This window comes from Pedobacter sp. (assembly GCF_039594775.1).
Classification (GTDB): domain Bacteria; phylum Bacteroidota; class Bacteroidia; order Sphingobacteriales; family Sphingobacteriaceae; genus Pedobacter.
In genome coordinates, this window is the sequence record NZ_JBCNMT010000001.1 from 310,312 (window position 1) to 322,666 (window position 12,355).

Genomic DNA, 12,355 nt, shown 5'->3' on the forward strand with positions numbered 1-12,355 from the left:
TAGCTATTTATATAAAAACTGCACCAGTATGGCAGTCCAAAGATAATCTAATTTTGTGTTGCAAAACAAAACAGAAAGACATTATCAAGAATGGAACAATCAAATTACCAAATCAAAAAAGCTAGCCTCGAGGAGCTAGACCAAGCCGCTGAATTATTTAACCTTTATCGCATCTTCTATCGTCAAGCTTCAGATTTAGAAAAAGGAAAGGCTTTTTTAAAAGAGCGCTTGCTTAATGGCGAATCTGATATTTTTTTAGCGATGGTAGACGGAAAAGCGGTAGGTTTTGTACAGCTGTACAAGTTATTTCACTACACCAAACTAGAAAAGCAATGGCTACTTAGCGATTTATTTGTACATCCCGATTACAGGGGCCATGGACTTTCGGTAGCCCTGATCGATCGTAGCAAACAATGGTGCAAAGAAACAGGTGCCTGTGGCTTAATACTTGAAACAGAGAAAACCAACGACATTGGCAACAAGCTTTATCCTCGTTGCGGATTTGAGTACGATGCCCTGCACAATTACTACCATTGGTGGAAATAAATACCGGAGCAAGCCAAATAAGGTTTGCTCCAATTACACATATGATTTAATTACAGCGTATATGATTACTTATCAAATTGAGGAAAGCATCACCGCAGCGGAATTTATTGAGGTGCTGAATGCCTCTACCTTGGCCGAAAGAAGGCCTATAAATGACCCTGAACGCATTGCCCAAATGCTACAACACGCCAACCTTATTGCCACTGCCCGTGATCAGGGTAAACTAATTGGGATAGCAAGATCCTTAACAGATTTTGGATTTTGCACCTACCTTTCCGACCTGGCCGTAGATGAGCGCTATCAGAAAATGGGCATTGGAAAAGCATTGATTCGCCTCACCAAAAACCATAGTCCTCAAGCAAAACTGATTTTATTGGCCGCTCCTAAAGCCATTGACTATTATCCCAAAATTGGGATGGCTCAATGGGAATATTGTTATACATTGGAACAAGTGGACTATCTTAGATAAATGAATATAGTTGACCTTATCATAAACGACAGGGAAAAGGTATCCCTAGATGATATTTTTCTCGATGAAACCCGTAAAGAATCCTTAACCCAACTTTTACAGGAGCACATCTATATAGAGGAACTGCACCAATATGAATTGCCGGTAAATAACAAGGTTTTATTATACGGTAGCTCGGGCTGTGGTAAAACCATGACCGCCAAAGCCATTGCTAGCGCCTTGGGCAAAAACATTCTGATCCTTAATTTGAGCAATGTCATTTGTTCAAAAATTGGCGAAACATCACAAAACATCAAACTGGTATTTGATAAAGCAGCCCGAGAGAAGGCAGTGCTTTTTTTGGATGAATTTGACCAAATAGGAAAAGCTAGGGGAAATGATGATAAGGATGTTGGCGAAATGAGAAGATTGGTCAATACCTTGATTCAACTGATCGATTATTACCCAGAAGATGCGCTATTGATTTGTGCAACCAATCATCTCGAGATCATCGATAGTGCCCTCATTAGACGTTTTCAATTACGAATAGGGTTTGACATGCCCGCCGTGGAAGTTTTGGATGACTATTACGACCAGCTACTCTCACGATTTCCCGAACATCTGCGAAACATAGAGCGCCAGTACGACCTCTCATTTGCCGAAGCGAGGGACCTTACATTTACCTTGGTGAAAACCAAACTCATTAAAGCACTAGCAGAAAAGAAAAACATGGAGAACGCATGAGCAAGGATATACTCATCAACATCAATACCATTACCGAAAGAATAGCAAAGGCATGCGCCTTAAGTGGCAGAGACCAAAGCGAAGTAAAACTTTTGTTGGCAACCAAGACCGTTACTGCTGACCGCATAAAAATTGCACTGGCTGCCGGACAACTCCTTATTGCCGAAAACAAAGTACAGGAACTTAAGGAAAAATATGAGGCTTTAAGTGAAATTCCTCATGCCAATCATTTTATTGGGCACCTGCAAACCAATAAGATTAAAGACTTGCTGAAATACAATGTTTCCTGCATCCAGTCATTAGACCGTTTTGATTTGGCCGAAAAACTGCACCAACGTTTACTATTTGAAAACAAAACCATGGAGGTTTTGATACAGGTGAATACTTCTTTTGAAGAGAGTAAGTTTGGGGTAAGCCCAGAAGAGACCATTGCACTAACCCAACAAGTGGCGCAACTATCTACCCTAAAAATAAAAGGCTTAATGACGATAGGATTGTTAAGCGCCGAGGTAGAAAAAGTACGCCAATGCTTTCGGTTACTGAAAGACATTCAACAACAAATTCTTACCCTACGAATATCCAACGTTGAAATGCAGGAATTATCAATGGGCATGAGTGGCGATTTGGAGGTTGCTATTGCTGAAGGTGCCACCATCGTGAGGGTAGGAACCGCTATTTTTGGAACAAGACCCACACCAGACAGTTATTACTGGAATGAAAACCAATAAAAAAGAAACAATGCACATCCATATTGTACAACACGAAACATTTGAAGCTCCAGGCGCCTATCTGGAATGGGCAGAACAGCGAAATTATAGCGTCAGCTTTTCAAAAGTATATGAAGGCCAAGCCCTACCCAGTACGGTGGAACATATTGACTTGTTGTTGGTGATGGGAGGTCCACAAAGTCCAGATACCGCGTTAGCCGAATGCCCTCATTTTGACTCGCAAGCAGAGCAAGTGCTCATTTTAAAATGTATACACGCAGGCAAAGCGGTTATAGGCGTTTGTTTGGGAGCGCAATTAATTGGCGCAGCCCTAGGCGCTGTCTTTGAACACAGTCCCGAAAAAGAAATTGGCGTTTTTCCCATCAAACTTACCGAACAGGGCTTAAGGGATGAAAAGATCCACCATTTTGGTTCTTCCTTAGCGGTTGGACATTGGCACAGCGATATGCCCGGCCTTACCGAAAGCAGTAAAATACTAGCCACTAGCGCAGGTTGTCCACGACAAATTGTTGCTTATACAGATTTGGTTTACGGTTTTCAATGCCACATGGAACTTACCCCAAAAGTGGTTGAACTGCTGATCGCCGCAGAGGAAGATTTCCCTCGCCGCAGTACTCATCAATTTGTACAAAAACCCGAGGTCATCCGCCAGCATGATTTTAGTGAAATGAATAACAAACTGTTCCGTTTTCTTGATCATTTGACGAACGCTTACCTCAAAAGCAGTCACTAAGCCTTAGCCATCATCCATTTGGCTAAATTGCCAACTTGCTTCAGGGCCAATCGCAAATCATCTGTCCAAGGCAAACCAATGCAAAGGCGCATACAGTTGTGAAACTGTTCTTGCAGGGTAAACATACGACCAGGAGCAATGCTAATTTGCTTCTTCATTGCATAGTTATACAACGTTGCCGTATCTATGCCTTCGGGAAATTCTACCCATAAAGCAAGTCCTCCCTGCGGCCTACTGATTTTTGTCCCCGAAGGAAAAAACTCTGCAATGGCCAACGCGTAACGTTGATAGTTTTCCTGTAATGTCTTACGGAGATGGCGCAGGTGGTTTTCATAGCGGCCTGTCATCAGGAAATTGCCTACCGCTTCATTGATCACAGAGGTGGAAGACAAAGCGTGAATCATTTTCAACCTCATAATTTGCTCCTTATACTTTCCTGGAGCAACCCAGCCTACCCGGTAACCAGGTGCCAAGGTTTTAGAAACGGAACCGCAATACAACACATTTCCGTTGGTATCAAAAGACTTGCAACACTTTGGACGTTCGGCTCCAAAATGAAGGTCACCGTAAGTATCATCTTCGATTAAGGGAATATTGTATTTTTCCAAAAGACTTACCACTTCCTTCTTTTGTTCATCAGGCATACAATAGCCCAAAGGTGTGTTAAAATTAGGCACCAATAAACATACATTAATTTGGGGTAGCAGGACTTTTAGCGCATCAATATCAACACCCTTCACAGGGTCTGTAGCTATTTCCAATACCTTTAACCGTAAGCTCAATGCCAGTTGCAAAATACCCGGATAGCAGGGGCTCTCCATGGCTACAGTGTCACCTGGCTTTGTCAGCGCCATTAGGCATAAAGTTAAAGCATTCATACAACCTGCTGTGGTTACCACATCACTCTCCTTTAAGTGTCCTTCCCAAACCAAGGAACGAGCGGCAATCATTCTTCTCAATTTCACATTGCCTTGTAAAGGCTCGTATTCCGTACCTCCTTCTTTTAATGCCCTGGTTGCCAATACAACTTCCTTTTTCAATTTGGCCAAGGGCAACAAATTACCTGAAGGCACACCAATAGAAAGAAGGGTCAATTCCTTGTTTCCCATATTAGAATACACACTGTCAATCAATTCGTTTGGCTCGGTAATATTCGCCGTAGGCAAAGGCTGACTGGCTTGTGGCAAAGGAAGTTTTAGGTAATGAAGCGGACTTACAAAATATCCCGATTGTGGCCTTGATTGTACCAACGATTGAGCTTCCAACTCAAGAAACACTCTTTTGGCGGTATTGATGCTAATGCCATGTTCCTTGCTCAACATCCTCACGGAGGCCAAACGTTCGCCTGCCTGCAAAACACCCGTTTTAATCTTACGGGCAATGTTATCCGCTATTTCATTATAGATGAAATTTTTCTTCACCTCACAAAACTAACTGTACCCGTTGTAAAATCAAAAACTGTGACTGTGTTTGTTCGTGTCCTATATGGAGCTTTGTACCAAAATATTTTAGCACATGACAGAAATCAGTATTCATAAAGTAAAAGAAGATACCACCCAAGCTTGGGTAAATGGCTTTATCGGCGTGGTATTATTTAGCGGATCACTACCAGCCACAAGGATGGCGGTTTTAGAATTTAATCCAATATTTGTGACTTTGGCCAGAGCCTCTATTGCGGGCATACTTGCCTTAATTGCCTTATTGATTTTTAAAGAAAAAAGACCGAGCAAGGAACAGCTCTTCCCTTTGGCCATCGTGGCTTTGGGTGTGGTAGTTGGTTTCCCTCTACTAAGTGCCTTGGCTTTGCAATATGTAAGTTCGGCCCATTCCATTGTTTTTGTAGGTATTCTACCTTTGGCTACCGCTATTTTTGGAATTCTCCGTGGTGGCGAACGACCAAGACCTATTTTTTGGCTATTTTCATTGATAGGTAGTTTGCTGGTTGTAGGCTACGCCTTTGCGCAGGGGCTCAGCGCTTCTCCCATTGGCGATATTTTGATGCTATTGGCCGTTATTCTTTGCGGACTGGGCTATGCAGAGGGTGCAAAACTCACCAAAACTTTAGGCGGTTGGCAGGTTATTTCTTGGGCCCTGGTACTTTCTTTGCCCATCATGTTGCCCCTTAGTTTTTGCTACCTACCCACTTCTTTTGAGGACATTAGCGTGGGAGCTTGGACTAGCTTGGCTTATGTATCATTATTCAGCATGTTTATTGGGTTTATTTTTTGGTACCGAGGCCTAGCCCAAGGTGGTACGGCTACCATAGGCCAACTGCAATTACTACAGCCTTTCTTTGGATTGGCTTTGGCGGCTTCGTTGTTGCACGAACAAGTGAGTTTGGGCATGTTGGCCGTTACCGTCGGCGTTATTCTGTGTGTTGCAGGCACTAGAAAATTTGCAAAACCCCAACGTTAATTAGGTTGGCAAGCCCAAATAAAATCCCTTAATTTGAAACAAATTGTATGACATGACGGTAAAGACTTTAGCTGATATAGATATTCCTCAAATTGCAGAAGCGATTAACCAATCCTTTTCGGATTACATCGTACCCTTTCAATTGAATGCGGAACAGTTACAGTATAAAATCATACAGGAAGACGTGAAGCTGGATTTATCTGTAGGTGTTTTTGATGGTGAGGCATTGGTAGGGCTAATGCTGCATGGCTTACGTAAAAACGAAGATCATTTAGTAGCCTATAATGCCGCTACGGGTATTATCCCTACTTACAGAGGGAAGAGACTGGTGAGCAAAATGTATGATTTATTGGTGCCAAAACTAAAGGAACTACAAGTACAAAAAATGGTATTGGAGGTCATTGAAGGAAACGACCCAGCCATTAAAGCTTACGAGAAAATGGGCTATACCATTTCCAGAAAGTTAGTTTGCTTCTCGGGAACTGTTCAAGTTGATGAGACACCAAAAGAAATCAGCATTAAAGAGGCCACCACATTTCAATGGAATAAATGGTTAAGTTTTTGGGATATTCAGCCTTCATGGCAAAATGCTGTTCAATCGGCAGAAAACAGCAAAGCCATTTCTAAAGCGCTAGAGGCCTACCTTGACAGCGAGCTGGTAGGTTATCTCATTTACAACCCCAACAGCAAAAAGGTCAACCAGTTTGCGGTGTCAGCATCACATCGTCAAAAAGGGATTGCCACGGCTTTATTTAGTCATTTACAGCAAGTGTTAAACAGCGAAATATACGTCTACAATATTGATGGCGCCTCACCAGCTTGTATTTCATTTTTAACGGCATTGGGACTTAAAGAAAAAGTGAACCAATTTGAGATGGAGCGAGCAGTATAAATTTTTAAGCAAAACAACATGTCCACATTACTCATAGAAAAATATCATCCTAGTGATAAAAACCAGTTATTAACCGTTTGGGAGAAATCTGTTTTGGCTACCCATCATTTTTTATCGCAGGAAGATTTTGTGTTCATCAAATCACTTCTGCAAGGGATGGATTTTGAAATGCTCAACGTTTATTGCTTGCTAGACCAACGGAAAGTCGTTGGATTTATCGGCATAGACGAGAAAAAGATTGAAATGCTATTTCTAGACCCGGATTATATTGGAAAGGGCTTGGGTAAACAGCTCATGGAGTTTGCCCTATCTGAGCATGGAGCAACTTTTGTAGATGTGAACGAACAAAATCCAAATGCGGTGGCTTTCTACCAAAAATTTGGGTTTACTACATTTGAACGAACCGAAAAAGATGACCTTGGGAAAGATTATCCTTTGCTAAGGATGAAATTAATGACGGTTTAAATTTGAAATCGTACAAGCACAAATCACCTCTCAAATTGTCGGATTAATGCAGATTAGGGCATTTTGTTAATACCATTGAGTTTACTATGTACCTATGTGTTTATTTAACGAGGTTTTTGCGTTTTCGGTAAAAAAATAAACCACATAGACACATAAGAGTCCATGCCAAACAGGATTTGCTGGAGTTGGAGATAATGAAAAATTACAAACCGCTTATCCCGAACTTACACTAAACAAGCTAGCCGGCCTAATCAATGGAAATTACACCACTGCAGGCTCTAGCACAGAGAAGGTTTTAGCTAAGCAATTTATTTCGGCCATTCTCCCGTATGGAATCGTAAATACTGGGCAGGTATGACCGAAATCCATTAGAGTAATTACTGGTATATCAAATAGACCTTCCTCATCCAATACTTTTAACAGCTCTTTTTCGTAAGCTTCGGCATGACAATTATCATAAGGACGACCGAAGATAATTCCACTGGCATGCTTTAGGATACCCAAAGCAGCATAATTTCTAAGCCAATATCTTATTAGCGCAGGTTTTGGTTGGTCTTCTGAGGTTTCAAAAAATAGGATACAGTCTTTCCACAACTCCAAATCAGGCCAATATGCTGTTCCCTTAAGCATTTCCATTACTTCCATACATCCGCCCATTAAATGTCCTCTTACAATGGAATTACCACGAACAAAGCGCCATCCCTCTCCTACATTCATTTTCCTTTTTGTATCTTGTAAAGAAATATCAAACCAATCAAGAAATTCAGAGGTCCACCCACCTTTATTTGGCGCAATGTTTCCTATTGCTGCTGGAGAAAAGAACGTTCTTTTGATATCTTCGATTTGATAGGGGTGCATTTCAACATTTTCAGCAAATCCAACCAAAAGAGAAGTTCCATAAAAAGACCCTAATCCAGCTTTCAAACAAAGAAAGTGGGTAATGGTACTATCAGAAAAGCCCAGAAAAATTTTGGGATTATTTCGAATCACTTCAATATCTACATACTTTAAGATACGTATGCTATCTTCGCCACCAATATTAGAAATGATAGCTTTCACGGAGGAATCTGCAAATGCTGCCATTAAATCCTCAGCCCTTGCTTGCGGATTTTCATAAATCCAAGAGGCAGGTTTCAATGCATGTTTCGTTTCAACAACTTTTAGCCCAAAAATATGTTCTAACCTTTCCTTCCCTTTTGCATAACGATGTGGCAAATCGCCTGCTGCTCCCCAAGAAAGGGAAATCGAGGCAACTTTATCGCCATTAGTTAATGCTTTTGGAGTAATTAGTTTTACCATAGTTAAAGAATAGGTTCGTATTCGCCGAGTCGCCTACAAATCTATCGATATATGGGGAATTAACAATAAAGGCCTCAATTCGCTTTTATTCTCAAATATTTTTCGGTGATGGTGCGATCTACCCCAGCTCCTTCGACTTTTTCTACCCCTGTTTGGATTAACGTATCGTTTTTGATGCTCACTTTAAAGTTAAAACTTTTCCCCTCCCAGTTTCTATCCTTGTAAAAGTCCAAAAACTCAGTATACTCATCTCCTTTTAAAATATACCTACCTCCGCCTCCGTCAAAATGATTACTGCTGTCTTTTGGCATATCCAGCTTGTGATTGAGGAAGGCAAAATGGGTATCGTTGATAATTTTTATCATACGTCGGCCTTTGGTATAGTCCGTTTCGGTGCTTTTTCCGTTTTCGACCGTAGTCGCTGACAGCAACTGCCAAGTTCCCATAAGCTGAACAGGCGCATTTTCCGTCTTAACAGAATTACAGGACAAAAAAGAGATAATAGAAACCAATAAAAGAGGCATTTTAACATTCATAGTTATATTTTAAATGGTTAGGACTGTAATTTAATCAATTAATATGACAGAAAGAACCCTATAGCAAACCTTAGATATTTTAGGAAACGGGCTACCCAAACAAACTTTAATTCTATTTTTATAAAAAAATTGAAGTAATGAGCGACATGCATGAAAAGTTAAAACACCAGCAGGTGCAGTACCTTGAATTCCTGTCGCACAATCTCGAAAAAGCAAAGAAATTCTACATACAGGCATTCAATTGGAATTTTATAGACTATGGACCACATTATACTGCTTTTGAAGGAGTTATGTTGACGAAGGCTTTACCAGTGGCGAGCCTGTAAAGGAAGTAATCTAGTTATACTTTATTCCGAGAATCTATCTTAAAGCAGGGAAAACGTACTTGCTGCAGGCGGGACCATCTCAAAAGAGATATTTGATTTTCCCGGAGGAAGTCGCTTTCATTTTCTGGATCCAGATGATTATGAACTTGCTGTTTGGTCGCTTTAGCAGATATACTATTAGGCAAACCAAAGATTGTCCAACCAACTTTGGTTTGCTTGCCTCACCTACTAGCGCCTATTTCAATTTTTGCAAAAGTCAGGGCTTGCTAGCACTACCGATGTTTCTATTTGTCGCAAGGGTATATCCCAATACTTTTTTAACAATTGTTCCTTTTCTATAGGCGACACCAGCCTAAATCCATTTTTCTGGTAAAAGCTTATTGCCCAATCAGCATCAGCCCAGGTACCAATTAAAATGGGCTTATCCGTAAGCGTTGACAGGTGTTTTAGTAGTCTGCCCCCAATTCCCTTGTTTCGGGCGATTGTTCTCACATACGCATGTCTAATTAGGGTCACATCGCGTTTATGCTGTATGCCCATTACCCCGATAATAACATCGTCTTGAAGGTAACACCAAAATTCCACACCATCCATTAGCTGGCTCTGTAGCTCGTACTCCTCCATATAGGGCTCCTTCCACCGGTCTTTTGGTATAATGCCTTTATATGCAGATGCGGCATTATTTATAACTTCGTAGATATCCTTAAAATGTGATTTCTGGCTTTTGATGATCATATTGATAAAACTATACTGTTATACAATGTTTTTTAACATTGCAAAACTACCTCGCTAAAGCCGTATAGCTTTTTACATATGTTGAGAAGTGATTATTTTAATTGCTTACGTATTCTGCTCAACTGTGTAGGCGTAATGCCTAAATGTGAAGCAATATCCTGTAAAGGCACATATTTTTCAATATTGGCGTGGTTCTTCAATAATTTCTCATATCGCGCCAGCGCTTCCTCCATTACAATAGAGACTTCTCTTTCCTCCTTATCTATGACCCAATTTTTTTCCAGGTAATGAATATAGAACGATTTGAGGTCTTCCGTTTGGAAAATCATTTCCCTGAACTGTTTATAAGGAAGGTTCAGCAACACACAATCCGTTACAGCTTTAATTGTAAATTTTGACGGCTGACTTAAAATACAGGAAACAGTTGAAGCGATAAAATCAGTACTCGCAGCAATATTCTTATTGTATGTACGTCCACTATCGTCACTAATGTAAGAAATGACATAACCAGAATACAAAAAGCAAAACTGTCGTGCCACAAAACCTTCCTTAACGAGTATTTCGTTTCTTTTTAGGTTTACTACCGTAGTTATTGTTAACAGTTTCTCAAATGAAGCTTCCGAGATAGGAGAGTAGGAATTTATCTTTATCCTAAACTTTTGCATCAACAGTTCATCCATGGTTATTACTGGCATCAGGGCAAGTCGCTTTCCTTTATATCTTATAATCTCGGCAAAATGATTACAGTTTTAAGAATAGATATTGAGATTACCCATTCCTAGTCAATTTTGTAGCATTAAAGTATAGCTTATCTCATAAAGCAACATTAAAAAACCGCTGTAACAGCGGTTTTTCTTTCAGCGGAGAAAGAGGGATTCGAACCCTCGATACCCTTTTGGGGCATACACACTTTCCAGGCGTGCTCCTTCGACCACTCGGACACTTCTCCGTTAAGCCGCAAAAATAAGATTTTTAATGCAATAAAAAAGCCTCGGTCAATCGACCGAGGCTTTTCTTTATCTAGTATCGGATGCTTATTCAACCACGGTAACTTTTACCATATTGGTTCTGCTTCTTTTTTCCAAAGGAACGGCAGCAGTATTGATCACCACATCTCCTTTTTTAACCAATTTCTTTTTCTTTAACAGGTCATTTACCTCTTCAATGGTTTTATCGGTACTCTCAAACTTATCGTAGAAGAAACCTCTTACACCCCAAACCAAGCTTAAGGTATTTAACAAGCTCTCGTTACTGGTAAAAGTAAAAATAGGTGCTTGTGGGCGATGACTAGCTACCTCAAAAGCAGTGTAACCACTAGAAGTCATGGTAACAATACCAATAGCATCTGTTTGTTTAGCCAAGAAACAAGCAGAGTCGCATACCGCATCTCCCAAGAAGCTATCAGTTTTAGGCTTCAAAAATTTCTCGGCGTAAAAAGGATAATTATTTTCTTCGATGTTATTAATAATTTTCTGCATTGTTTCGATCACAATTAGCGGAAACTCACCCACTGAAGTTTCTCCGCTAAGCATTACCGCATCTGCACCATCAAGCACAGAGTTAGCTACGTCGTTCACCTCGGCTCTGGTTGGACGAGGGGTAGTGATCATACTTTCCAACATCTGTGTAGCAATAATTACCGGTTTAGAGGCAGCTCTACATTTGTTTACAATCATTTTTTGCAACAAGGGTACTTCCTCCATTGGCATTTCCACACCAAGGTCACCACGAGCAACCATTACCGCATCAGTTACGGCAATGATTTCATCGATATTGGCAATGGCCTCAGGCTTCTCTATTTTAGCAACTACTCTCGCCGTTTTACCTCTTTCTTTAATAACATCTTTTAACTCGACAATATCAGCGGCATTACGCACAAAAGAAAGACCTATCCACTCTACATCGCTTTCCAATACAAAATCTAAATTTTTTCTATCCTCAACCGTTAAAGAAGGAATAGAAACTTTTGTATTAGGAAGGTTAACACCTTTTCTGGAAGTTAAGATACCACCGTGAACCACCTCGCAAATTACCTCATCCTTATAGTTGGTTTCCAGTACTCGCATTTGCAATTTACCATCATCCAAAAGGATAATCTCTCCGGCTTTTACATCTTGAGGGAAGTTTTCGTAAGTGATATAAATACGTTCTTCGTTACCAATGCACTCTTGGGTGGTGATGATGGTTTTGCTTCCATTAACGAGGTTAATCCCCCCATCTTTCACCATCCCGATTCTGATTTTGGGACCTTGTAAATCGGCCAAAATACCTACGTTATATTTGTGCTTTTGATTGATTTCTCTGATGGTGTCTATCACCTTTTGGTGGTCGGCCTGTGAACCGTGTGAAAAGTTTAGCCTACATACGTCTAAACCTGCATTAAACATACTATACAACACCTCTGGTTTAGCCGAAGCAGGGCCCAAAGTGGCCACGATTTTGGTTCTGGAATGAAAAGGTTTCATTAAAATTATCTTGTTATTACCAC

Annotated in this window: 15 protein-coding genes and 1 tRNA gene; 9 read left to right on the top strand and 7 right to left on the bottom strand. The window is 40.6% G+C overall.

Annotated elements, in window-relative coordinates:
- Positions 1-90 precede the first annotated feature (90 nt).
- The 5 genes from ABDV71_RS01340 (at position 91) to ABDV71_RS01360 (ending at position 3,199) form a co-directional block, all read left to right on the top strand.
- Positions 91-546: a GNAT family N-acetyltransferase gene (locus tag ABDV71_RS01340; protein WP_343530623.1), complete on the top strand. Its 456-nt coding sequence runs from the start codon at positions 91-93 to the stop codon at positions 544-546.
- Positions 547-607: 61 nt separating this feature from the next.
- Complete coding sequence (locus ABDV71_RS01345) at positions 608-1,015, top strand: GNAT family N-acetyltransferase (RefSeq protein WP_343530624.1); 408 nt, start codon at positions 608-610, stop codon at positions 1,013-1,015.
- On the top strand, positions 1,016-1,738 hold the full coding sequence (locus ABDV71_RS01350; RefSeq protein ID WP_343530625.1) for an ATP-binding protein: 723 nt from the start codon (positions 1,016-1,018) through the stop codon (positions 1,736-1,738).
- On the top strand, positions 1,735-2,466 hold the full coding sequence (locus tag ABDV71_RS01355) for a YggS family pyridoxal phosphate-dependent enzyme (RefSeq protein WP_343530626.1): 732 nt from the start codon (positions 1,735-1,737) through the stop codon (positions 2,464-2,466). The genes ABDV71_RS01350 and ABDV71_RS01355 overlap by 4 nt, the downstream gene beginning before the upstream one ends.
- Positions 2,453-3,199: a type 1 glutamine amidotransferase gene (locus ABDV71_RS01360; protein ID WP_343530627.1), complete on the top strand. Its 747-nt coding sequence runs from the start codon at positions 2,453-2,455 to the stop codon at positions 3,197-3,199. Before ABDV71_RS01355 ends, ABDV71_RS01360 begins: the two co-directional genes overlap by 14 nt.
- On the opposite strand, the gene ABDV71_RS01365 is transcribed toward ABDV71_RS01360, so the two are convergent.
- The gene (locus ABDV71_RS01365) at positions 3,196-4,620 is read right to left on the bottom strand and encodes a PLP-dependent aminotransferase family protein (protein ID WP_343530628.1); all 1,425 of its coding nucleotides are present in this window, start codon (positions 4,618-4,620) and stop codon (positions 3,196-3,198) included. The genes ABDV71_RS01360 and ABDV71_RS01365 overlap by 4 nt on opposite strands.
- Before the next feature lie 94 nt (positions 4,621-4,714).
- On the opposite strand from ABDV71_RS01365, the gene ABDV71_RS01370 reads away from it, so the two are divergent.
- The 3 genes from ABDV71_RS01370 to ABDV71_RS01380 are packed head-to-tail and all read left to right on the top strand — an operon-like array spanning position 4,715 to position 6,971.
- Positions 4,715-5,614 carry a DMT family transporter gene (locus tag ABDV71_RS01370; protein WP_343530629.1) on the top strand — a complete coding sequence of 300 codons (900 nt, stop codon included), beginning with the start codon at positions 4,715-4,717 and terminating at the stop codon, positions 5,612-5,614.
- A 52-nt stretch (positions 5,615-5,666) separates the two neighbouring features.
- Positions 5,667-6,506 (top strand): GNAT family N-acetyltransferase, encoded by an 840-nt coding sequence (locus tag ABDV71_RS01375; protein WP_343530630.1) that lies wholly within the window; start codon positions 5,667-5,669, stop codon positions 6,504-6,506.
- 18 nt (positions 6,507-6,524) lie between these two features.
- Positions 6,525-6,971, top strand: a complete 447-nt coding sequence (locus ABDV71_RS01380; RefSeq protein WP_343530631.1) for a GNAT family N-acetyltransferase — start codon at positions 6,525-6,527, stop codon at positions 6,969-6,971.
- Positions 6,972-7,232: 261 nt separating this feature from the next.
- Here ABDV71_RS01380 and ABDV71_RS01385 read toward each other — a convergent pair whose 3' ends face one another.
- Both ABDV71_RS01385 and ABDV71_RS01390 read right to left on the bottom strand, forming a co-directional pair.
- The gene (locus ABDV71_RS01385; protein ID WP_343530632.1) at positions 7,233-8,270 is read right to left on the bottom strand and encodes a S66 peptidase family protein; all 1,038 of its coding nucleotides are present in this window, start codon (positions 8,268-8,270) and stop codon (positions 7,233-7,235) included.
- Positions 8,271-8,344: 74 nt separating this feature from the next.
- Positions 8,345-8,806 (bottom strand): hypothetical protein, encoded by a 462-nt coding sequence (locus ABDV71_RS01390; protein ID WP_343530633.1) that lies wholly within the window; start codon positions 8,804-8,806, stop codon positions 8,345-8,347.
- Positions 8,807-8,943: 137 nt separating this feature from the next.
- On the opposite strand from ABDV71_RS01390, the gene ABDV71_RS01395 reads away from it, so the two are divergent.
- Complete coding sequence (locus ABDV71_RS01395; RefSeq protein WP_343530634.1) at positions 8,944-9,132, top strand: hypothetical protein; 189 nt, start codon at positions 8,944-8,946, stop codon at positions 9,130-9,132.
- Positions 9,133-9,372: 240 nt separating this feature from the next.
- Here the strand turns inward: ABDV71_RS01395 and ABDV71_RS01400 are convergent, their stop codons facing one another.
- From ABDV71_RS01400 to pyk, 4 genes are all read right to left on the bottom strand, one after another.
- Positions 9,373-9,867 (bottom strand): GNAT family N-acetyltransferase, encoded by a 495-nt coding sequence (locus tag ABDV71_RS01400; protein WP_343530635.1) that lies wholly within the window; start codon positions 9,865-9,867, stop codon positions 9,373-9,375.
- 92 nt (positions 9,868-9,959) lie between these two features.
- A complete protein-coding gene (locus ABDV71_RS01405; protein ID WP_343530636.1) occupies positions 9,960-10,562 on the bottom strand; it encodes a Crp/Fnr family transcriptional regulator in 603 nt (200 codons plus the stop codon).
- 166 nt (positions 10,563-10,728) lie between these two features.
- Positions 10,729-10,816: transfer RNA gene (locus ABDV71_RS01410), tRNA-Ser, on the bottom strand.
- An 85-nt stretch (positions 10,817-10,901) separates the two neighbouring features.
- Positions 10,902-12,332: a pyruvate kinase gene (gene pyk / locus ABDV71_RS01415; RefSeq protein ID WP_343530637.1), complete on the bottom strand. Its 1,431-nt coding sequence runs from the start codon at positions 12,330-12,332 to the stop codon at positions 10,902-10,904.
- Positions 12,333-12,355 lie beyond the last annotated feature (23 nt).